Source organism: Vibrio sp. A37, from assembly GCF_059777565.1.
Genome location: NZ_JBLNLI010000002.1, coordinates 421,642 through 444,210 on the forward strand (window position 1 = coordinate 421,642; position 22,569 = coordinate 444,210).

Annotated in this window: 17 protein-coding genes; 2 read left to right on the top strand and 15 right to left on the bottom strand. The window is 39.9% G+C overall.

Going from position 1 to position 22,569, the window contains the following annotated elements; translation table 11 throughout:
- Positions 1 to 17: 17 nt before the first annotated feature.
- The 5 genes from ACM2FC_RS05510 to matP form a co-directional block, all read right to left on the bottom strand.
- Positions 18 to 617, bottom strand: coding sequence for an AAA family ATPase (locus ACM2FC_RS05510; RefSeq protein ID WP_498479864.1), 600 nt, complete (start codon positions 615 to 617; stop codon positions 18 to 20).
- Positions 618 to 710: 93 nt separating this feature from the next.
- Positions 711 to 1,316: a hypothetical protein gene (locus tag ACM2FC_RS05515; RefSeq protein WP_498479865.1), complete on the bottom strand. Its 606-nt coding sequence runs from the start codon at positions 1,314 to 1,316 to the stop codon at positions 711 to 713.
- 306 nt (positions 1,317 to 1,622) lie between these two features.
- On the bottom strand, positions 1,623 to 1,796 hold the full coding sequence (locus ACM2FC_RS05520; protein ID WP_498479866.1) for a hypothetical protein: 174 nt from the start codon (positions 1,794 to 1,796) through the stop codon (positions 1,623 to 1,625).
- A 331-nt stretch (positions 1,797 to 2,127) separates the two neighbouring features.
- Positions 2,128 to 2,445: a DUF3634 family protein gene (locus ACM2FC_RS05525; protein WP_498479867.1), complete on the bottom strand. Its 318-nt coding sequence runs from the start codon at positions 2,443 to 2,445 to the stop codon at positions 2,128 to 2,130.
- Positions 2,446 to 2,456: 11 nt separating this feature from the next.
- On the bottom strand, positions 2,457 to 2,906 hold the full coding sequence (matP, locus tag ACM2FC_RS05530; RefSeq protein ID WP_498479868.1) for a macrodomain Ter protein MatP: 450 nt from the start codon (positions 2,904 to 2,906) through the stop codon (positions 2,457 to 2,459).
- 160 nt (positions 2,907 to 3,066) lie between these two features.
- On the opposite strand from matP, the gene ACM2FC_RS05535 reads away from it, so the two are divergent.
- Together ACM2FC_RS05535 and fabA are read left to right on the top strand one after the other, a co-directional pair.
- A complete protein-coding gene (locus ACM2FC_RS05535) occupies positions 3,067 to 4,719 on the top strand; it encodes a S16 family serine protease (protein ID WP_498479869.1) in 1,653 nt (550 codons plus the stop codon).
- A 72-nt stretch (positions 4,720 to 4,791) separates the two neighbouring features.
- Positions 4,792 to 5,310, top strand: coding sequence for a bifunctional 3-hydroxydecanoyl-ACP dehydratase/trans-2-decenoyl-ACP isomerase (fabA, locus tag ACM2FC_RS05540; RefSeq protein ID WP_498479870.1), 519 nt, complete (start codon positions 4,792 to 4,794; stop codon positions 5,308 to 5,310).
- 146 nt (positions 5,311 to 5,456) lie between these two features.
- Here fabA and rmf read toward each other — a convergent pair whose 3' ends face one another.
- The 10 genes from rmf to pepN form a co-directional block, all read right to left on the bottom strand.
- A complete protein-coding gene (gene rmf, locus ACM2FC_RS05545) occupies positions 5,457 to 5,630 on the bottom strand; it encodes a ribosome modulation factor (RefSeq protein ID WP_498479871.1) in 174 nt (57 codons plus the stop codon).
- A gap of 177 nt (positions 5,631 to 5,807) precedes the next feature.
- Complete coding sequence (locus ACM2FC_RS05550; RefSeq protein WP_498479872.1) at positions 5,808 to 7,547, bottom strand: DUF3466 family protein; 1,740 nt, start codon at positions 7,545 to 7,547, stop codon at positions 5,808 to 5,810.
- A 6-nt stretch (positions 7,548 to 7,553) separates the two neighbouring features.
- Positions 7,554 to 9,476, bottom strand: a complete 1,923-nt coding sequence (locus ACM2FC_RS05555) for an ABC transporter ATP-binding protein (protein ID WP_498479873.1) — start codon at positions 9,474 to 9,476, stop codon at positions 7,554 to 7,556.
- Positions 9,454 to 9,705, bottom strand: coding sequence for a glutaredoxin family protein (locus tag ACM2FC_RS05560; protein ID WP_498479874.1), 252 nt, complete (start codon positions 9,703 to 9,705; stop codon positions 9,454 to 9,456). The genes ACM2FC_RS05555 and ACM2FC_RS05560 overlap by 23 nt, the downstream gene beginning before the upstream one ends.
- A 4-nt stretch (positions 9,706 to 9,709) precedes the next feature.
- The gene (rlmKL, locus tag ACM2FC_RS05565; protein ID WP_498479977.1) at positions 9,710 to 11,848 is read right to left on the bottom strand and encodes a bifunctional 23S rRNA (guanine(2069)-N(7))-methyltransferase RlmK/23S rRNA (guanine(2445)-N(2))-methyltransferase RlmL; all 2,139 of its coding nucleotides are present in this window, start codon (positions 11,846 to 11,848) and stop codon (positions 9,710 to 9,712) included.
- Between the two features lie 529 nt (positions 11,849 to 12,377).
- On the bottom strand, positions 12,378 to 12,920 hold the full coding sequence (locus ACM2FC_RS05570; RefSeq protein ID WP_498479875.1) for a cell division protein ZapC: 543 nt from the start codon (positions 12,918 to 12,920) through the stop codon (positions 12,378 to 12,380).
- 195 nt (positions 12,921 to 13,115) lie between these two features.
- Positions 13,116 to 14,126 (bottom strand): quinone-dependent dihydroorotate dehydrogenase, encoded by a 1,011-nt coding sequence (gene pyrD, locus ACM2FC_RS05575; protein ID WP_498479876.1) that lies wholly within the window; start codon positions 14,124 to 14,126, stop codon positions 13,116 to 13,118.
- A gap of 372 nt (positions 14,127 to 14,498) precedes the next feature.
- Complete coding sequence (locus ACM2FC_RS05580; protein ID WP_498479877.1) at positions 14,499 to 19,340, bottom strand: NAD-glutamate dehydrogenase; 4,842 nt, start codon at positions 19,338 to 19,340, stop codon at positions 14,499 to 14,501.
- Positions 19,341 to 19,584: 244 nt separating this feature from the next.
- Complete coding sequence (locus tag ACM2FC_RS05585) at positions 19,585 to 19,803, bottom strand: DUF2835 domain-containing protein (protein WP_498479878.1); 219 nt, start codon at positions 19,801 to 19,803, stop codon at positions 19,585 to 19,587.
- A 57-nt stretch (positions 19,804 to 19,860) separates the two neighbouring features.
- Complete coding sequence (pepN, locus tag ACM2FC_RS05590) at positions 19,861 to 22,467, bottom strand: aminopeptidase N (RefSeq protein ID WP_498479879.1); 2,607 nt, start codon at positions 22,465 to 22,467, stop codon at positions 19,861 to 19,863.
- Between the last annotated feature and the right edge of the window lie 102 nt (positions 22,468 to 22,569).

The window sequence follows — 22,569 nt, forward strand, 5'->3', positions numbered from 1 at the left end:
AGGCCGTTGACACGGCCTTATTTTCTACAAGTTGCCATTATAGATAACACCTCTTCTCCCCTATCCTCTAGTGTTTTGCTTTCTAGTTTAATCAGTTTTCTCGGTTTGAACGTTTTGATGCACTTTTGAATAATTATATCTATATCAGCTTGAAACTCTGGATCGTATAGCCGCATTTCATCGCTAACTAAAGGGATTATATTGATAGGTAAATAGAAATTTATGTCGAACATCTCAGAGTAATGCTTCGCTAACTTTTGAATAAAAGGCAAATAAGTTGGCTTTTGATTCCTCTCCTCCGAAGTCTTTCTGATCCAATATTCATAAAAAGCGTAATAGCTAATAGGATCTAAGTCAGCAAAAGTGAACTCATGACTATTCCGATCTACGTGAGAAAAATTGGCTAATGCACTGCTCACTAAAGCACTCATCGTGTGGCTTCGTTGAGATTCTCCCGCTTCCAACAATATTGATCGAGGTTTGTCGTAGCCAAGGGATTGGGTAATATACCTATATTGATCAGGAATAATGTAATAAGACCCTAAACATTTACTAGCAACATATTCCAATGTCGACGTTTTCCCTGTTCCTTGGGCTCCCATAAAAGAAATTTTCACTTAACTACCCTATATAATTCAGCAAGTTAACGTATGATTCTACCATGCTGAGCTACTCTGGCTATCGAAAATTTTACTATTAAAACAGGTTGATCACATTAAGCTTATTATTTTCAAAACTTTACCTGTAGAAACATCCACAGATGCTATCGCATCCCTTTTGACTGTTTTTCCTTCGCTATTCACTTCATTGAAGCGTGTTTTTACGATAGCTTTAGGACGAGTGGTACCATAAATAACAAAACGATAGGTAGTATTTACAGGCTGGTAAGAGTTAGATTCACCAATTCTTTTTTTCAATAACGTGTTAAGTTCGATGTAAGAACCATTACTTTCATCAATGCCGTTCTCGAATTGGTCAAAGTCTACATATTGAGATAGCTGGTTGTTTTCATAATCTTTCTTGCAAGTTCTAACGATAAAATCCAACACCGTATCTGGGTTCTTCGTAAAGGCTAATTCGCTGACACAAGCGTAAAACTCGTTGAGTTGTTTTTTATTTATATGTTGAAGTACGATGTAATCATTGACGATGTTGTGACGTTGAGTTTGGGTTAGCTTAGTAAATTCATCTAGCGTTTTGTTTTTATTGTCAGCAAAGCTTTCTCGGGTATAGCTAGCATAAACAATAATGCATACGAAAATCACTATTCCGATAGACATTATCCATCGAGCTATAGTTTCCCTAGACTCAACCATGACATTATTCCTTTAATCTTCGAGTAGCATCTCTTTAAAAATCAGATGTCTATTTTTATTCTTAACAAATTTATGCTAGTACGCATCCAGACTAACAAAGAAACTTACGGAAGTGATCAACCAACTACACAAAGTGGGTATGAAAAAATGTAACAGCTATCAGTATGACGTATCAAAAATTGGGAAAGGAAAAACTTAGGCGAAAAGTAGTGACCAAGGAAAGAAATAGCGGTTTTGGATAAAGTTTGCTTAAGCCGAACAAAAGGTTGACCGGCTCAAAGCTCCATTAGACTCTGCAGCTTAGAGCTACGAATCTTTACTGTCCTCAATACGTTGTAGTGATGCGATACGATTAGTTATTAACTGTGCTGCAAAAGAAGGGGTTACTGCACGACGCTCACCACGGTTCACATAGAAATCACCATCCCAAAAATTATCTCTGAAACGGCCCGACTCTAGAAATTCAACAACAACTTTCATGAAAATCTCCTCAAATAAAGTGCTAATGTGAATATTATTCCTGTCGTTACATCTCGTCGATGAGCAAAATTGAAAAGTTATATTTAAAATTCATGATTAGATATTTTTGATGAAATCTAGAAATGGCAGGTGTTATTTATAGCACGATTATGTTGCGCCACTAATGGTAGATAAAAATAATTATCCTATTGTTTATTCTAAGGTTTATTAAAAACCCTAACTTAACAAGATAATAATGAGCTAGATATAGCAATAAATGTTCATTAATTTTTTAGTGCTAGTAAGAATAAACCAAAGATTTAATATAATTATTTAAACTATGCGAATACCACTACCCTTTTTTTCTTTCTTCACCGTCAGCAATGAATCCCGTATGAGGAAAAACATTATTTATTCTCTGCTTAACTTTCTGAGGAACAATACTAGAAAACTTTAAGCTTGGGCCTGTTCGTTTTTGGTAAACTTTTAGCTCCCCATCAAATGGGACAATTTCACCAATCTCGATGACATTGTGTTTAAACATTTGCGGGAAATGCCCTTTTGACCACACAATAACTCCACCTTTAAACTTCACGTGTAGAACTGGTTTTTCTTGGGCTGCAATCCAGCAGGCAACAACAAGCACAATAATCAATAATGCGTACAACATCTGAAAACTCCTTAATCAGATAGTAGCTTCGTAAGATCTTGTTTTAAGTTATTTACGGTCTTACTCGCTTTTTCACTTCTTGACGCTTCACTTAAAAGGTACTCTATCGCATCTGATAAAGTACAACCTAGCTCGTTTGCTCTATTCGATAGTTTCTCCCACACCCGATAATCGAGATCGATCGACTTCTTTTTGGTGTGGACCTGTTCGGCATTAAAATGCCTTTTACGCTTAGCCCTGATCGCTTGCTTAAGTTTATTGTCTAACTCCAAAGACATATTTTGCTCTATCCATGAGAGTACTTTTACAGGCTCGTGCTCTAAAACCAGCAGTTCTTGTACAGCATTTTCGGCTTCACTTGAGTCTAAATGACGAGTGATGGACTCACCCTCTTTCCATTTTTTTATTAGGTACTGCCATTTCCATCCACACTCAAGGTTTTCAAGCTGCTGATATTTCATTAAATACAATTCCCTTAAAATTTTAGTTACAGCGTAACTCATAACTATTAGTTTGTACAATAATCTCGTGGTAAACATTGCACCGAATCATTTGTTGCTAACACAACACTCGGATATTCTATATACTTTATAGTCTTTAAAGAAATACGATACTAACTCAATGAACCACGAAAGCTGGCAATCCGTAGCACCTCAATTTGATAATTTTAGTTCTACCTTAGAACAATACCAATCGATTTCAGAAATTTACTATCTAGATTCTCAATTGCGACTCAAAAAATCGTTGGAAAAGTTCCTCCAGGTATCCGGCATTGCCAAATTACTCACGATTCATGCGCCTGACAATTCACTATATCGTGGGCTTATTTCTGAAGCGATAAGAAAGATTTCTCCAGAAGATATGCCTATTGTTTCAACAGAAAGCCTAAGCTTCGACACTATTTTCGGGTCATATTCCGTGAACCGCGAAGGCAAGGTGAAGGAACGAAAGCTAGGCCTAATTGATAAAGCTGCTAGTGGTATCATTTTAGTATCGGCAAATTTAATCACTGCTAACCCTGTTGGCTGGTTTAAATTGAAATCCGCATTACTAGGTGAGTTAGTTGAGCCGTTAAACCTTACGCCAAGAAGAATCTGTAGTGATAACCTACTTAAGGCACACGATTTCAAAGTGATTGTTGTTGGTAGCCGAGACTCTCTCGATGACTTGCAGTATTTAGATAGCGATATTAATTATGGCTTCAACTTATACACCGAATACGAACCGGAAATAGAACTTACTCAACAATCTATTCCGACCTATCTAGGTTTTTTAAAATGGCTATGTAGAAAGTACGAAATTCCGCCTCTTACAAACTCAGGGTTGCTAAAGTTGATGGCGGAAGGCGCGAGATACACGGAAGATCAGAATTATTTGCCCCTCGATATCATGTGGTATCGCGCTTTACTCGAAGAAGCAGTATTGGAAAGCAATTCTAGCGAAGAGCTATCCGGCGAGCATATAGAAAAAGCAATAGAAGCCAAATACTATAGAGAAGCCTACTTACCGGAGCGAGCATTGTCCGATATTTTTGATGGCCAAGTCATCATTGAAACTCAAGGAGAGTGTGTTGGGCAAGTGAATGGATTGACTGTGATCGATGTCCCTGGTCACCCACTCTCGTACGGAGAGCCTGCTAGGATTTCTTGCGTTATCCATTTTGGTGATGGTGATATTTCTGATGTCGAGCGTAAAGCTGAGCTTGGTGGTAATTTACACGCTAAAGGGATGATGATTATGCAAGCATTTGTTTCTTCGGCTTTGAAACTTGATGAACCACTTCCTTATTCTGCTTCGGTTGTATTTGAACAATCTTACTGTGAAGTTGACGGTGATAGTGCTTCGCTTGCAGAGCTTTGCTCTTTAGTGAGCGCACTTTCCGAATATCCAATTAATCAGCAAATAGCAGTAACAGGCGCTGTCGATCAGTTTGGACGAGTTCAAGCTGTCGGGGGCCTTAATGAGAAAATTGAAGGTTTCTACCATGTGTGTAAACACCAAGGGTTAACTGGGAAGCAAGGCGTTATTCTACCGAAGTCTAATTTAAAACATCTATCACTGCATAAAGACGTCGTTGAAAGTATTAAGAAAGAAGAATTTCATATTTGGTCCGTTTCAAATGTAGATGAAGCCATACCTATTCTGATGAATCACCCTTTCCGAGGAGATGACGATTCTAGTGTAATTAGCCAAATAGCTAAACGCATAGAAGGCTTTGAAAGGCATGAGCATTCTTCCGGAATATTGAGCTGGATTAAAAATTGGTTTGTATAATACTCATCGGACTTGTTAAGCTTACACCTGTTCACTAACATGCACACTACTTAAATTTAGAGTGATTTACTAATGCAAAACAAAAAAGATTCTTATACCCGCGAAGAACTTCTAGCTTCAAGTCAGGGAGAATTGTTTGGACCAGGCTACCCTCAGCTTCCAGCTCCAAACATGTTAATGATGGACCGTGTTACTAAAATGTCTGAAACTGAAGGTGAATACGGGAAAGGTCTTATCACTGCTGAACTAGATATTACTCCAGATCTATGGTTTTTTGACTGCCATTTCCCTGGTGACCCAGTTATGCCAGGTTGTCTAGGACTAGATGCGATGTGGCAACTGGTTGGCTTTTTCCTCGGTTGGGTTGGTGGCAAAGGTAAAGGTCGCGCCCTTGGTGTTGGCGAAGTTAAATTTACGGGCCAAATTTTGCCAACAGCAAAGAAAGTAACATACGAAATCAACATGAAGCGTGTTGTTAATCGCAAGCTTGTTATGGGCTTAGCTGATGGCCGGGTTCTTGTTGATGGTAAAGAAATTTATGTTGCTAAAGACCTTAAGGTTGGCCTTTTTCAAGATACATCGAAATTTTAATTACGTATTTTTTATAGCAGTCATACTTGGCTGCTATTATTTGGTAGTAATAATTTAGTTATAGTGCGTTAAAACGGATTTGGAAAGCCCCGGTTGGGGGCTTATAGGACTTGTATATATTCGTCAAATTGTAGAGGTGTTTTAAGTTATTTGTAGAGACCAGCTTGCATATCTACTCTGGCATCACGCCAACCGCCCAACCAACATGATCGAGCCTCCATTTGTTGATAGGGGCAAGCTTCGGAGGAGCGTCCGTTTAAGCCAGCTTTATAACCCTTGGATTGTGCTCTTTCAAGACGGTCACGCTTTTGTCTCTTCATAGTGTCATCCTCATACCTTATTATGTGTAACGCAACTGACAAGTGTTACGTCCATGTGGATCTTTTATGACCCTAACATTAAGAATTGATCAAAATTTGCGCTGGAGCAAGCAATAAAAATAGCACAGAAGCAAAAATGTGATTCTGTGCTATTGTTTAAAGTTTAACCTATTGATATTAGGTACGGCGTCTTCTTTGGAGTCCTAACAGAGCTAATAGCGATAAGCCTAACCACCCTACACTGCCACCTTTGCGTTCTGTAGGTGGGTAGCTGGCATCTCGTGAATCGATGTCTGAGCTTGTGGCGCCTGCAATTGGTACAAGCTTTACTGCCACTGTGGTTTCTGTTCCACTACACGAAGCAAAATCATTTGTTGAACTATAACCCCCATCACATTTTGATGCTGTAGCTGAAATAACACCGTCGTCATTGATACCAGTAGCATCTAATATTCTATATTCGTTGTTCTTGCTGGAGTATTGTCCACCATTAGTGAGATCGTCTAACCACCAAGCTTTATTTTCGAAAATTGCTCTGCGTGTCGCATCAGTTCCTGTCCCATTATATGGGTAAATAAAGCCCCTTTGTCTTCTAGGTTTTCCCCCAACTTCAGCATTACTTTCTGCATCTACGTGTCCTACAATTTCATTGTAATCGTTTATCGCTTCCGCCTGTCCTCCTGCTCCATCGAAAAAAATACCGCCGGAGAAAAATGAGGCAGTAGGAGTACTCGCGGACACATCGACAATAAACATACGATTCGAAGCTGCTTGGTTATACGGTAAGCTACCTGAACGCTTTGCTTCTCCAACCGCATACAAGTTTTTATTAATCGAGTTGAGTACAGAATTAGTATACGTATATGTGCCATCAGGGTCGACTTGAGCATTATCGACTTCAGTAATAGTCCAGTTGCTTGCAGTGGCGTAATCGGCTTGAGCCACAGTAAAAATCGACGCGTTCATATAATTATTGCTATCGTAACTATCGTAGCCAACCGCATATATAGTACCACCAACAATGACGAAGCTTCTTAAGCTACCTTGACCATATGTATCATAAGTAGAATTGTATGTGGATGCAGAACCATTTCCGTACCCTAACACCGTCACACCGCTATTTGTCCAGATTGCGGGCTTGGAATAATATTCCACCGCTGTACTATTATTACTTCCTGTTGTTGATACACTGCCCACTGTATATGTCCCATCACTAAAAAAAGCGCGGCTTTGATCGTATGAACTGACCTGTGTATCATCTGAAGCATCTCCTGAAAGGAAACTAAACGCTTTGTTCCGTTTGTCAACACCATCAGAGAAAACGCTGCGGTTCCCTACCGCATAGGCAGTCGTCGCACCCGATGTAACGGTTCCATATAAACTATTAAAAACGGTATTCCCTGAACCTGTTAGATTATTGTATTGAGTTGTAGAGTTACCCTCAATATAGGAGTTAGCGTTAACGGTTGGATCACTGCCCTGCTCATTCGACCAAGGGATATAATTATAGTACGCCCACGCATTACAAGTATCATAGCCTAACTCAGCACTGCAGTAGGATTCAAAATCATCTTGCGAGTCTACGTATTTGAAGGCATTATCCATCGCGAAAGGGGCTTCTTCTCGGTAGCTCAACCCATCAGTTGTATATAACTCTGTTTCAACTGCCATCTTGTAGTCTGAGCCATCACCACAATTTGCAGACGAAGCAAAACACCCCAAATCATCGGAACTACTTTTTTCAGTACCTGGCTGTATAGCGACTCCATAAGTATAGTTAGACGCTGTACTCCCTGTGTTTAAACTCGTATCAGGAGTGACCTCAACAACCCTATACAAAGCAGCATGTGCTTGTGAAATGGCCAGCAGTGATAGTGATGCTGCAATAGCGGTACGCTTAAAAATTTTACTACTCATTAATCGTTAACTTTCCTGTTGCATTGCTTCGAGCTCTTCCCATCGCTCGAAGGCAATTTCTAGTTCCTGCTCTACAGCAGAAAGCTTGTCTAATACGGGTTGGGTAACATCCACAGCTTGGGCAAAAAACGACGTGTCATTCACTTGCTCTTGTAACTGTTCTATCTGTTCTTCTAACTCTTCTAACCTAGCCGGTAGAGATTCGAGCTCTCTTTGTAATTTATAAGATAACTTCTTAGGTTTATTGCTTTTCGTTTCTTGCTTGGAGGCTGGTTTTTCTGACTTAACGTCAGGCGTAACTTTTACAAGATCACACTCACGAGATTTTTGTACTTGTTCACATTGCTGCTGTGCATCGTGATAACCACCAACAAATTCCTCGATGACACCGTTGCCTTCAAATATCCAACTTGTCGTTACCGTATTATCCACAAATTCACGGTCATGACTAACCAAAAGCAAAGTACCCTGATAATTGGCAAGTAAATCCTCTAAAAGTTCCAAAGTTTCGATATCTAAATCGTTGGTTGGTTCATCTAAGACCAATAGATTGTTTGGTTTTAAGAAGATTCTAGCTAAGAGCAACCGGTTCTTTTCACCTCCAGACAAAGCTTTAACTGGAGTGCGAGCTCGCTTTGGAGGAAATAAAAAGTCTTGCAAATAACTCAATGCATGGCGCTGACGCCCACCAACCATGACCTCTTGCTTACCATCAGCTAAGTTATCAATAACTGATTTTTCAGGGTCTAAGACCTCTCTGTATTGGTCAAAATAAGCAACTTCGAGTTTCGTCCCGCAGTGTAACTTGCCACTATCTTGCTTTAGGTCGCCAAGCAGTATTTTAAGTAAAGTACTTTTACCGCAACCATTAGGGCCGATAAGTGCGATTCGGTCACCTCGCATAATGTTGAAGCTGAAATCGTTAACGATACTTTGGTTCTCATATTGGTAGTTAAGATTTTCTGCCTCAAACACTATTTTCCCAGAACGAACAGCATCATCAATTTGAAGATTAACCTTACCTTGCACTTCACGACGTTCACTGCGCTCTTGACGCAGTTTCTTTAATGCTCGGACGCGGCCCTCATTGCGCGTGCGTCGCGCTTTAATACCTTGACGAATCCAAACTTCTTCTTGAGCAAGCTTCTTATCAAACTCCGCATTTTGCATGTCTTCGACGCGCAGTTGCTCTTCCTTTTCGGAAAGATAGTTTTCGTAATCACCTGGGAAGGAGTTCAATTTGCCACGGTCTAAGTCCACAATCCTAGTGGCCATAGACTTGATAAATGTGCGGTCGTGCGAGACAAAAATAATCGAACCACGAAAATCTTTTAGAAAACCTTCTAGCCATTCAATAGTAGCGACATCTAAGTGGTTGGTTGGCTCATCAAGAAGCAATACATCAGGATCGCATACTAATGCTCTGGCCAAGGCTGCTTTACGCTGCCACCCACCAGAAAGTTCGTTTAGCTTAGTGTGCCCGTCTAAATTTAAAGCAGCGAGGATATTTTTAATTCGATCTTCAAAGCGCCAAGCACCTGCATGCTCTAATTGCTCTTGAGTACGAGATAGCTTCTGAATATTCTGCTCTGTCGGCTGCTCAGCGACAAGATCGAGCAGATCTTGGTAGATCTTTAATTGCTCACCCACTTCCGCTAAGCCATCGGCAACATAATCAAATACAGAAGCCGATTCATTTCTTGGAGGATCTTGCTCTAACCGTGATACTACTACATCTTGAGTAATTTGATATTTCCCGTCGTCAAGCAGTATATCCCCCGCTAAGACTTTCATTAACGTGGATTTGCCCGCACCATTCCTACCGACTAAACACACTCTTTCAGACTCCTGTAAAGTAAAGTCTGCATGGTCAAGAAGAGGATGATCTCCAAAAGCAAGTTGACCGTTATGAATTGTAAGTAATGCCATTATTATCTAACCATTGCTGTAATTGTTTTAAGTCGAAAGGCCAATTAAGCTCACTACTTTGATAAGAAATGACAGGTATAGTTACGCCGTAACGCTCAAACAACTCATCATCAAACGCAATATCAATCGTATCCAGCTTGATTGTCAAATTGAGTCGTTCAATTAACTCAAGTGCCATTTCACATAAATGGCACCCTCCAGTACTGTATAAAGTAAGCTTATTATTCATTGGCTTAACACGGTTTATGAGTGATCATCCAGCAATTATGGATGTGTTTGTTACGAGAAAAATCAAGTGGGAGTGTTTTATGAGAAATATTTTTTGCACTTAAGCCAAGCTCAGCCATTGCTTCCATATCTATTTTAAAATGACGCTTGTTATTTGAGAAAATGACCGTGCCACCTTCTTTCAGAATTCGCTTCAAGTTTTCCATCAACATAATGTGGTCACGTTGCACATCAAACGTCTGTTCCATACGTTTAGAGTTGGAGAACGTTGGTGGATCAATAAAAATAAGATCAAACTGCTTGTCACATTTTTCAAGCCACTGCAAACAATCCGCTTGCTCATAAGCATGCTGTCTTCCTATCTGCCCATTAAGCGTCATATTTTCCTTCGCCCAGTCAAGGTAGGTTTTCGACATATCAACAGTAGTAGTTGATTTTGCACCGCCACATGCAGCATGGACAGTTGCAGAGCCGGTGTAGGCAAACAGATTCAGGAAATCAGCACCACTTGCTATTTCGCCTAACATTTTACGAGTCAGCTTATGATCTAAAAACAAACCTGTATCTAAGTAGTCATACAGATTGACCGACAATTTTACTCCGTATTCGTTTACGGTTAACTGCTTAGAGTCACTACTTAACTTCTCATACTGTGAGCGCCCTTTCTGTTTCTGCCTAACTTTAAGTACTACTTTGTTGGCATCAATACCCGTTACATTTATGGCAGCTCGAATAATATCTGTGAGCCTGCGACTCGCTTTCTCTTCTGGAATATCTTTAGGGGCCGCGTATTCTTGAATCACCATGTAGTCGAGATATAAATCGATCGCAACATTATAATTGGGCAAGTCCGCATCATAAATACGATAGCAATCTAACTGTTCCTTCCTTGCCCATTTGCCAATTTTCCCTATGTTCTTTTTGAGTCGGTTCGCAAAATCAGGAGCAACAGCGGACGCTTGATTTGCTTCTTTCTCAGAATCATCTTTCTCTGCTATTGATGAAGCAGAGATCAAATAGTTCTTTTGGTGACATTGTAACGCGCCGTTATTGAGTTTAAACTGTCTATCTGCCCTCATGCGCAAGCAGCTTAGCAACTCGTTAGAGCTGGAGAAGATAGATGCTGTTGAACCGGGAAATTCAGATTTCAGCTGAGCACCGAAGGTCGTATATAGCGCGATTAAACCGGGTTGGGTACCTAGCCTTTCACCATAAGGGGGATTCGAAACAATAACACCTGTTTCAAATTCTTCAGGGCGAGATAAGGTTGATGCATCTGCTTGTTTAAACTCTATGAGTGATTCGACACCTGCACGACGAGCATTATCTTTTGCAATTTTTATCACTTTTGGATCATTGTCGAAGCCGAAAAATTTACAGTCAACTTTTTTGACACCTCGTCGTCCTTGAATATTTGCTTCTGATTTTATTTCCATCCATGCCTCAGGTTGAAAATCTTCCAGCGCTTCAAAGCCCCACTTTTCTCGCTTTAAACCTGGTGCTATATTGCTAGCGATCATTGCAGCTTCAATCAATAATGTTCCAGAACCACACATTGGATCCAAAAGTGATTTATCTATACTCCAACCACTTCTCAAAATGATGGCCGTAGCTAAAGTTTCACGGAGCGGAGCTCTACCTGAAGCTGGGCGATAACCACGTTGATGAAGACCTCCACCAACCATATCGACGCCAATTAGCGCTTTATCTTTGTGCAAGCGAACGTGAATTCGCACGTCAGGTTTATCTTTACTTATCGACGGCCTAGGTAAGTTTTTCTTTTCGAAGCTATCAACAATCGCATCCTTTACTTTCATTGCGCCATATTGGCTGTTTCTAATTTCACGGTTTGTGCCGTTGAAATCGACAATGAAATTTTTGGTGCTGTTAAACGACTTTACCCAATTGATAGACATCGCCGACAGATACAAATCCATATCGTCTTTGCAGTTAAACTCGGACAACACACGTACAAAACGCGAAGCTAATCTACTCCACAAACAGCAACGATATATTTGCTCATTTGTAGCTTTAAATTTGACTCCAGCCTGAACTGGTTTCGCGTTAGATATACCGAGTTCTGATAATTCTTCAACTAGAAGGTTTTCTAGTCCATTAGATGTAACTGCAAGATATTGATGCATGACACTATTAAATACGATTAAATGACGACGGATTATACCTGACATTGTTAGATGATGAAATCAAACAAATCCTTTACCTCACCCATGAACCTCGTTATCCTTCCCGACCCCACACTATTCCTCCAATAAACGACTCAAACCCTACTTTGAAATTCGCCAGCAGTTTTCAATAAAATGCATTATTATTCGCCATTAATCTGGTATAGACCAGATTAAATTTATATTGGTAAGTTAATAACAAATAGAGAGAAACGGGGAATAAATGGGCTCAATTACAGTACAAAATCGTATTAAACTTTGGTCGAATAGATAACTTTGGTTACTAAAAATGACTAAATACAGACGTCATTTTTGGATAAATGTAGACGTCATTCATGGTGGCAAGTCATGCTGTGCTCTTTTGAGGTTAATAATCCATAGACTAATCTCGGTAAAATCATGGAATCAAGATGCATTGAAGTTAAATTATTGTAGGCAAAAAAAAACGGCCCGAAGGCCGATAGAAAATAAAGCAAAGGAACGAATTTGTTTAGCCAGCCATGAATACTGGCTGACGAGCATGAACTTTTCCTGATACGGTGAATCGGTCATGCATAACTTTTATAGCTTGGCCAAATTGTAGCTCTTTACCCGGAGCCAAAATGTATTCTTCTAAATCAATATACGAGCACAAACTTGCTGAGTCTCCCACATCCAACACAATAAAGTGCCCTCTATTGTGCTGGTTCTCTAAGTAGATAATGTCTCCTTCTTTAGGAGACTCATTATTACTTGAGCGGTCAAAAAACCAGCTCTTAGGTTGAACGGTTTTATGAAATCTTTTTGCCGCGACACAATATAATGTCAATTCGGCTTGCCGTGGTTCCGTAATATCCAATGTTGCGATTTGTTCTCTAAACGTTTGGAAAGAGGACGCGTCGTCAACAGAAAATTCATTGGAACCGAAAGCACAATCTACTAACAGCTTTTTAGGCAGATTGGTCTTAAATACTATGTTGTCCCCCAGATCGAGCATTAGGTGGCCCTCTCCTTCGTCATAGTACCAAGTCCATTTATCACTTGGTTTCAACATCGTTCCTGATCACTCTTTTTTGTTATCAAATAGGCAAAATGATTGATTACCCATATAACACTTTGTAATTCTATGAAGGATTGAATAAAAAAAAAGAGGAAAAGCTTCAAGCTTATCCTCTTCAATTTCTTGAAAATTAATGACTTATTTATACCATTTTTGCGTGACAGCGTCACCCAAAATATACAAAATCTATTAAAGATTTTTTACTATATCTTTTACCAATGATGGGCCATGAAATATAAAGCCAGAATATACTTGCACTAAATTTGCGCCAGCCATTAGTTTCTCTTTAGCTGAAACGTAAGAATCAATACCACCAACCCCAATAATAGGCAGCTTTCCGTCTAGCTCTTTTTTCAAAAGTCTTATTACTTCAGTGCTTCTTGACTGTAGCGGACGACCACTTAACCCCCCGGTTTCATTAGCATTTTTCATCCCTTCAACTAGAGAGCGATCGAGTGTCGTATTTGTTGCAATAACTCCATCAATTTCATGTTCAATAAGTGATTGACAGATCTGGGTTATTTCTTGATCACTAAGATCAGGCGCGATCTTCAAAGCTAATGGAACATATTTACCATGAATATCTTCTAACTTTTTCTGTTTCGACTTCAATGTCGATAACAGTTCATCTAACGCTTCACCATATTGAAGGCTTCTTAAATCTGGCGTATTTGGTGAAGAAATATTCACCGCTATATAATCTGCGTATTGATACACCTTGTCCATACAGATGAGGTAATCCTCAACTCCCTGCTCTATTGGTGTATCTTTGTTTTTTCCTATGTTTATGCCTAGCAAACAGTTGAACTTTGAATTCTTAACATTTTCAACTAAGTTGTCGACACCAAGGTTATTGAAGCCCATTCGATTGATAATCCCTTCCGCCTCAATAAGACGGAACAATCTAGGTTTATCGTTTCCAGGTTGTGGGCGTGGTGTTACCGTTCCAACTTCAACGTAACCAAATCCCATCGCATCAAATGCTTCGATGCATTCACCATTTTTGTCTAGCCCTGCTGCTAAACCAACTGGATTTCTAAAAGTTAATCCCATACATTCGACAGGACGGTTTGGAAGTTGTTGGCGATAAAATAAATCGAGTGGAGTGCCGTTAAAGCGTTTAAAATTTTGAATGGCTAAATCGTGTGCCTTTTCAGCATCGAGTTGAAAAAAACCTGTTCTTGCAATACGGTAAAGCATTGTGCCTCCGATAAAATCCCGTCTAAACGGGACAATATTATTTACGTATTTTCGTTTTAATTCAATTTAATTTTTCAATATATATAAATTTTTACTACCTCTCCTGAATACACATAGGCAAAGATTTCAACCAGTTAATTCACTACTCCATCGGCGATTTCATTCGCATATGATTAGAGCACAAGCAGATTGAAACACAAAACTTCACATTGTGAGTACAGAGCAACCCATTAAAACATTAGCTTGCTTAACAAGATACTAACTTATCGCGATGTGACATCGTCACTTTTAGAGTAAATGAAATTATGTGTTTTCTAATAAAGTAAACAAATCAGGCCCACTATTGCGGGCCTAAACTTATAACCAAAAGAATTATTCACTCGTTAAACAATTTAAATTTAGCAAGTTCAGCTCACGAAGCGCGACTGAGAATTTCGCAAATTCATGAACGGAACCGACTTTGAATTCATTCAAAATGTTTTCCCAACGGTGCAAAGCGATTTCATTGTTTGCTATCCATTCATCTAATGCTTTAAGAACATCAAACTTTTTCGGATCACATGCACAATTTAGAACTTGAGCAGTTAACTGGCGCTGTTGCCAATCTAAATCTTCTCTAAATGCTGCCCTAGCTAACGCTTGCCAATGATTGTCTACCGCTTGAGTGTTAATTTGTTTTAAGAACCAATGCAGAGATAACCTATCACCTAAATTGAAATAAAGTTTTCCGGTCTGCTCAATAGAATGATTGGTTTCTCTAGCTGCTGAAGATATGTCGAGCACCGAATATAGACTTGATAGGCGAGCAACATAGCTAGCTACTTTAGATTCTATGCCCTTTTCTACCCAAGCTTGAGCTACTTGGTTGTGCTCTTCAACTTCTTCAGGAACTAACATCTTATCGAGGTTATCGGTAATTGTTACCACGTCACTTCTATACAGTTCGATCACCTCTTTCACCGAATGTTTAGCAGTTCTGTTTCTTAGTAACCAACGAGTTAACCGGCGTAGCGTTCTTCTGACAAAGTAAATGACGTCATATTGTGCAGTAGCATCAGCTTTATTATCCAAAGCTCGCACTTTAGTTAACACATCTCCTAGTGCAAAAATTTCTCGCGCAGCACTATAAGCATTTGCAATTTCAACCGCAGTAGAGCCCGTTTCTTCTTGCAACCTAGTAATGAAGTTACACCCGACTTCGTTAACCATTTGGTTTGCTAGAGCCGTTGCAATAATCTCAGATCTTAGTGGGTGATTCACCATATGCTTAGTGAATTTTTCGCGCAGTTTAGTTGGAAAATAATTGACCAATTGTTGCGCATGAAACTCATCATTTGAGATATCTTCATGTACAAGCTCTTCTTTTAGCACCATTTTTCCGTACGCAACTAAAACTGAAAGCTCTGGTCTGGTTAGGGCAAATCCCAACTTCTCACGCTCTAACAGAGTTTCATCATCTGGTATATACTCGAGCGCTCTATCCAAATGTCCGGCTTTTTCCATAGCATGAATAAATCGGATTTGCTCTTTTACTATGGAAACACCTTGTTGTTCAGTGACAGAAATAGATTCCGACTGGCAATATGCATCATCTAACACAATTTCACCAACTTCATCTTCCATTGATTCAAGGATGTTATTACGCTGCTTAACTGTAAGATCACCTTGTGCAACTAGTCCGTTCAAGAAGATCTTAATGTTCACTTCGTTGTCCGAACAATCAACTCCACCAACATTGTCCACGAAGTCCGTATTAACTCGACCTCCTTTAAGCGCGTACTCTACACGACCCAGTTGGGTCATCCCTAAATTACCGCCTTCACCAACCACTTTCGCTTTCAGATCTTGGCCATCAATACGTAATACGTCGTTAGCGCGATCGCCCACTTCAGTATGCGTCTCGGTCGATGCTTTCACATAAGTACCAATACCACCATTCCAAAGTAAGTCCACTTCCATCGACAAAATCATCTTGATCAGATCATTTGGTGCTGCTGATGATTTTTTGGTACCCAGCATTTTCTGAATTTCTGGACTAAGGGGAATCGACTTGGCACGGCGAGAGAAAATGCCACCCCCTTTCGAAATTAATTTCGCATCGTAATCTTCCCAACTTGAGCGAGGCAAATTAAACAGGCGATTACGTTCTTTCCAGCTAGGCCCAGATTTAGGATCGGGATCGATAAAAATGTGTAAATGGTTAAATGCGGCTTGTAAACGAATATGCTTTGATAAAAGCATACCGTTGCCAAATACATCACCGGCCATATCCCCAACACCAATTGCAGTAAAATCTGTCTTTTGGCAATCGATACCCATTTCCCTGAAGTGACGCTTTACGGATTCCCACCCACCTTTCGCGGTAATCCCCATCGCTTTATGGTCATAACCATTTGAACCACCAGAAGCAAACGCGTCACCAAGCCAAAAGTTATATTCGTCAGAAACAGAGTTTGCCAAGTCAGAAAAGGTTGCCGTTCCTTTATCTGCTGCAACGACCAAGTAAGGATCATCTTCATCATGTCTTACAACTAGATTTGGTGGAATTATTTCTCCATCCATTACATTGTCCGAAACATCTAGTAACGCTCGGATAAACCTTTTGTAACAGCGTTGCCCTTCAGCAAATATTTCATCGCGATTAGACAAGTTGTGTTGACGCTTACATACAAAGCCACCTTTTGCACCTACTGGTACGATAACCGTATTTTTAACCTGTTGAGCTTTAACAAGCCCTAGAATCTCAGTGCGGAAATCTTCTTGTCTATCTGACCAACGAAGCCCACCACGAGCAACTTTTCCTCCGCGAAGGTGTACACCTTCAATATCTGGGGCATAAACAAAGATCTCAAACGCAGGTACTGGTTTTGGAATTTCTGGAATATCGGTAGGGCTGAGTTTAAGAGATAACCAAGGCTTCGGTTGTTTGTTTTCATCAACTTGGTAGTAGTTAGTTCTCAATGTTGCGTTGATCATTTCCATGTAGCGGCGAATAATCCGGTCGTCATCGAGGCTTTCTACGTGATCAAGTTGCTCTGTAATTTTCTTGATTAGGTCTTCTTGGCCTTTCTTACTGCCTTTCGACTTTGGATCGAACCGCTTGCCAAATAGATCCACTAGCCCTTTTGCTAGTTCTGGATAATGACTTAACGTTTCTTCGATATAGTGTTGACTAAACGGAAAGCCGACTTGACGCATATATCTAGCGTAAGCCCGAAGAATAGAAATTTCTCTACCTGTCAGAGATGCACCAAGTACTAAGCGGTTGAAGCCATCGCTTTCAAGTTCACCAGACCAAATCGCCGCGAACGCTTGTTGGAATCGGTCTCGTGCTTCTCGCAGATCAACTGTTTTATCGCTTTTATGCAGCATCGAAAAGTCTAGGATCCAGTATGTTTGGCCGTTAGTTTTATGGACCTCATAAGGAGATTCACCAATCACTCGCAATCCTAGGTTTTCAAGCATTGGCATAACATCGGAAAGATGAATTGGCTCGTCACTATGATAAAGCTTCAGACGAACAGCTTTTGAATCTGCGGCCTCTTCTTGAGGGCGATAGAACAACATCCCTAATTTATGCCCAGCATCTAACGCTTCAAGCCTTTCGATATCTGCAACTGCAGATCCCGGCATAACATCTTCTTTGTATGACCGAGGGAAAGCACGCATGTATTCTTTGGAAAGTGGTAACCCTTTACTCTCACCAAAGTTTGCCACGATTGCTTCAGACAAGCGGTCATCCCAATTTGACGATGCCTCCATCAGGTTTTGCTCTATATTTTTTACGTTTACATTCATATTATTATTGTCAACACGGACAATGTAATGAGTTCTAGCCAAAGGACTTTCGGAGAAATAGGTTGTGAATTCGACATCCTGCTCACAACCAAATGAAGCTTTTAATATTCTTTGTGTATGGCGACGCAGCTCAGTGTTGTAGCGATCTTTCGTCACGTAAACCATGCAGCTAAAAAATCGACCAAATGGATCTTTACGAACAAACAAGCGCAGTAAATCCCGGTCTTGCATCTGAACAACACCAGTACCAACTTCTAATAACTCTTCTTCGTTGGCTTGAAGTAACTCATCTCTTGGGTAGTTTTCTAGGATATTGTGGAGAGCCTTATAAGAGTATGACCCGTCACGGTAGCCACTCGACTCTAAAATGCGCTCTACTTTTTCACTAATAAGCGGAATTCCAGATACACTTTGGTTATATACTGCTGAGGTATACAAACCTGTAAATCGATGCTCACCGATTACTTTTCCTGTTTTATCAAACTTTTTGATTCCAATATAGTCTGTATATGCTGGCCTATGTATATGAGACTGTGCATTTCCTTTTGTAACAATCAATAAAAACGGCTTTCTGGCTTCTAGTCTTGCAGAGTCAGAAAATTCTGATAGCTTGACAGTTCTGACTCGAGAAGAGTCTGCAAATAAGCCTAAACCTTTATCTTTTGTCGGTCTAAGTTCAGTATCACCCTCTATATCAACGAGATCATACTCTTTGTACCCCATAAAGGTGAAATTATGATCACCTAACCATCGAAGAAAATCGATCGTCTCAGTGTAATGATCTTGGTCAATCGGTAACGATTTCTTTTTTGTTTCCAGTTGGTTAGTCACCTCTTCAAGCTTTTCGACCATTAAAAGCCAGTCTTTAACCACTAAGCCTGTGTCAGATAGCACTTTCAGCAACTCGTTTTTCAACGCTGCCATCGTATCTTTGTCACCTAGCCTGTCGACCTCTATATGGAAAAGCGATTGAAACACACCAGAACCACTATTGATTCCACAAACAGAGCCTTTCTTATTTCGATCTATTTGAGTCGGGCCATGGAGCATAAGGTGTGACGCTAGGTCTAATCGACTTAAAGCCATCTTTATTGAGTCGACAAGAAATGGGCTATCAGGAACAACAATTTCTACGATAGTATGAGTAGATTGCCATCCTTGTCGGCTAACGGTTGGATTGAAAACTCGTACAGAAACCTCTTCAGCCTTCTTCTCATTAATATGATGCCAAAGACTTATAACCGCTCCATAAAGATCGGATTCATTCCTTTCGTGTAAATCATCGTGCGATACGTTTCCGAATAGATGATTTGCAAGTTGTGTAACAAATGGCTGTTGAGCTAGCTCTAGTTTGTCTTGAATAAGTTGATAAACTTTTTCAAGCAGCACCGGCATTAAAGTATCACGCGCGGTCATATTTACACTCCACAATATTGATTATATTTTTTTGTAGGGGTTGGAATAAGCATAGTGCTTTGTTCAATTCCTGCTGTGCTTTTATGGCGTTTTTTTGCTCAAATTAGTTAACAGGCTCAGAATAAGGCACGGCTTTATTGTAAGAGCTTTATTGACGATTAGTTAATTGTTTCATTGTTACAAAGAAACAAATTTCTCAAGAATGTGATAATGGTTTAATTTGCCGGTAGATCGAGCTAGATAGTCACAATTTTTCCAGCTTAACAAACTTATTATTTTGGTCGATTGTTAGCCGAAACTGGCCGGAAACACCGTTCTGATTTAAAAACTTCCGAAAGTGGGAAGCTGGTAGACGAATTCTTAAGCCTTGATGTGTGATGACCTGTACGTGGCTAGCTGCCCCTGAATAGTGAGCAATAAAAGACTGGTATGAGATGGACAGTGAAAACAAGTAATGATTCATTTATTAGTAGTTTTACAAATTAGAAAGAGAGGTGGCTAAAATGCCACCTCAACTTATTTACTCATCCAAAGCTTTAGTTACTTTTTCATATAAATCTTTTGCAAGATTATTCATTTCTTTCAAAGCTACAAGCTCATTTCTAATTAGCTGCTGCCTTTTCTGATCGTACTTTTTAAATTTAAGCATTGGATCTAATAAGCGAGAAGCAACTTGTGGATTACTATCATTTAATTCTCGTAAAATACCACCAGCAAATTTATATCCTTCACCCGAGACATTATGGAAATTTACTGGATTTAAATTCATGAAAGACCCAATTAAGCTTCTAACTCTATTAGGGTTTTTAATTGAAAATGCCTCATGAGACATGGTGTCTTTTATGATGGACAAAGCGTCTTTCGCTGGGTTACAACCTTGAAGCTGGAACCATTTGTCCATCACTAAACCATCATGCTTCCACTTCTGACTATAGTCAGCCATGAGACTTTCTCGGCATGACAAGCGAGCACTGTTGGCAGCGTGCATCGCAGCCATTGTATCAGTCATGTTGTTCGCACTTTCATACTGTTGTTCAATCAATTCCACACCCTTATCCGTGTAAGCAAGATAAGACAAACAAGTGTTTCGTAGCGCTCGCTTGCCGATCGCATCATGCTGTAAAGAGTATTCAGACTGGGCAAGCTTACTGTAGATAATTTTAAATGATTCCTGAAGTTCACCGGCAAGTGTTTTCTTGAAAGACTTGAGAACCATATCAATTGCGTCAACATCGACTAGGTCATACCAACCAGATACTTCATTGAAACTTGGTAGTTTCAGAGCTTCAGCAATGAGTGCAGGGTCAACGTCTGCATCTAGCAGAACCCCTTTAAATGCATCGATCAAAGTTGCGGGTATCTCTACGTCATTACTTTGCTGTACACGTTGAATATTAGATTTAATGTGCTTCGCTAGAAGCATCTGCCCTGCATCCCAACGAGCGAAATCGTTGTTAGCGTTAATCATTAAGAAACAAAGTTCTTCATCTGTATAGTCATATTCGAGTTTAACGGGTGCTGAGAAATCAAGAAACAAAGAAGGAATTGGCTTACTTTTTATATTGTCAAAAGTAAATCTTTGCTCACTTTCAGTGACGTTGAGTACGTTTGAAACTGACCCACCTTGATATTGAAGCGGTATAGCTGAACCGTCGGCATAAAACAATTCAACTGCAAAAGGAATGTGTAAAGCGTGTTTTTCACTTTGCTCTTTCGTTGGTTCCGTTTTCTGTTGCACTTCTAACGTATAGGTTGAATTCTCCGCATCATACTTACTGGCAACTTTAACCGTTGGTGTACCTGATTGGCTATACCATAAACGGAACTGTTTTAAGCTTATACCTGAAGCATCTTCCATAGCAGCAACGAAATCTTCACATGTCGCGGCAGTTCCATCATGGCGTTCAAAATAGAGCTTGATTCCTTTTTGGAAATTCTCTTCGCCAAGTAACGTATGAATCATTCGTATAACTTCACTTCCCTTTTCATAGACTGTCAGCGTATAGAAGTTATTCATTTCGATGACTTTATCTGGTCTAATCGGATGTGACATTGGACTCGCGTCCTCAGCAAACTGTGGCCCACGAATTATGCGCACGTTATTAATTCGATTTACTGCTCTGGAACCCAGATCTGACGAAAATTCTTGATCTCTAAATACTGTCAGCCCTTCTTTAAGACTTAATTGGAACCAATCTCGGCATGTCACTCGATTTCCGGTCCAGTTATGGAAATACTCATGGCCAATTACCGCTTCAATTCCTAAATAATCGGTATCTGTCGCCGTTTTCTCATTCGCTAAAACAAACTTAGAATTGAATACATTTAGACCTTTATTTTCCATGGCCCCCATATTGAAGAAATCAACGGCTACGATCATATAAATATCTAAGTCGTATTCGAGATCGAAGCGTTCCTCATCCCATTTCATTGCGTTGATTAACGACAGCATTGCATGATTAGCACGATCTAAGTTGCCCTTGTCCACATAAATTTCAAGTTGCACGAGGCGACCAGAACGTGTTTTATATTTGTCCGTGAGGATATCAAACTCCCCAGCGACTAATGCAAACAGATAGCTTGGTTTAGGATGTGGGTCTTGCCATTTTACCCAATGTTTTCCACCTTCCAGTTCACCAGCATCTAGTCTGTTCCCGTTACTCAATAGTGAAGGAAACTGAGCTTTGTCAGCAATAATTGTCGTCGTATATTTAGCCAATACATCCGGGCGATCTAGAAAATAAGTGATTCGACGAAAGCCTTCTGCTTCACATTGTGTACAGAAAGCACCATCTGAAAGATACAACCCTTCAAGAGCAGTGTTTTGTTCTGGGTTTATTTCAGTAACAATTGTTAACTCACATTGTTTTGGAAGGGAGTGAATGACTAACCCGTCTTCTTGAAGTTCATAGTTCGACCAGTTCTCGCCATCGACGGCAATGTTTTTTAACTTTAGTGATTCACCGTCTAGTTTTAATGATGATTGGTCTTCTAATTGAGATAGTTGAGACTTTGCAGTAACCACCGTTTGAGTTTCTTGTAACTCAAATGTTAGGTCTATATCTGTAATTGTATGAGAAGGAGATTGATAATCTTTACGATATTTGGCTTGCGGGGTATTCGCCATGTCCGAGTCCTTATGACCAATGAAAATATTACTCGTCTATTTCTACTCGGAGTTAAACAAAGATACAAGAGGAATATATAAAATTCAGATATTGATTTTACA

Excerpts from the sequence above, each read along its gene's own strand:
- ACM2FC_RS05515 (WP_498479865.1), bottom strand. The coding sequence starts at position 1,316 with ATGGTTGAGTCTAGGGAAACTATAGCTCGATGGATAATGTCTATCGGA.
- ACM2FC_RS05520 (WP_498479866.1), bottom strand. The coding sequence starts at position 1,796 with ATGAAAGTTGTTGTTGAATTTCTAGAGTCGGGCCGTTTCAGAGATAAT.
- ACM2FC_RS05525 (WP_498479867.1), bottom strand. The coding sequence starts at position 2,445 with ATGTTGTACGCATTATTGATTATTGTGCTTGTTGTTGCCTGCTGGATT.
- matP (WP_498479868.1), bottom strand. The coding sequence starts at position 2,906 with ATGAAATATCAGCAGCTTGAAAACCTTGAGTGTGGATGGAAATGGCAG.
- ACM2FC_RS05535 (WP_498479869.1), top strand. The coding sequence starts at position 3,067 with ATGAACCACGAAAGCTGGCAATCCGTAGCACCTCAATTTGATAATTTT.
- fabA (WP_498479870.1), top strand. The coding sequence starts at position 4,792 with ATGCAAAACAAAAAAGATTCTTATACCCGCGAAGAACTTCTAGCTTCA.
- rmf (WP_498479871.1), bottom strand. The coding sequence starts at position 5,630 with ATGAAGAGACAAAAGCGTGACCGTCTTGAAAGAGCACAATCCAAGGGT.
- ACM2FC_RS05550 (WP_498479872.1), bottom strand. The coding sequence starts at position 7,547 with ATGAGTAGTAAAATTTTTAAGCGTACCGCTATTGCAGCATCACTATCA.
- ACM2FC_RS05555 (WP_498479873.1), bottom strand. The coding sequence starts at position 9,476 with ATGGCATTACTTACAATTCATAACGGTCAACTTGCTTTTGGAGATCAT.
- ACM2FC_RS05560 (WP_498479874.1), bottom strand. The coding sequence starts at position 9,705 with ATGAATAATAAGCTTACTTTATACAGTACTGGAGGGTGCCATTTATGT.
- rlmKL (WP_498479977.1), bottom strand. The coding sequence starts at position 11,848 with ATGCATCAATATCTTGCAGTTACATCTAATGGACTAGAAAACCTTCTA.
- ACM2FC_RS05570 (WP_498479875.1), bottom strand. The coding sequence starts at position 12,920 with ATGTTGAAACCAAGTGATAAATGGACTTGGTACTATGACGAAGGAGAG.
- pyrD (WP_498479876.1), bottom strand. The coding sequence starts at position 14,126 with ATGCTTTACCGTATTGCAAGAACAGGTTTTTTTCAACTCGATGCTGAA.
- ACM2FC_RS05580 (WP_498479877.1), bottom strand. The coding sequence starts at position 19,340 with ATGACCGCGCGTGATACTTTAATGCCGGTGCTGCTTGAAAAAGTTTAT.
- ACM2FC_RS05585 (WP_498479878.1), bottom strand. The coding sequence starts at position 19,803 with ATGAATCATTACTTGTTTTCACTGTCCATCTCATACCAGTCTTTTATT.
- pepN (WP_498479879.1), bottom strand. The coding sequence starts at position 22,467 with ATGGCGAATACCCCGCAAGCCAAATATCGTAAAGATTATCAATCTCCT.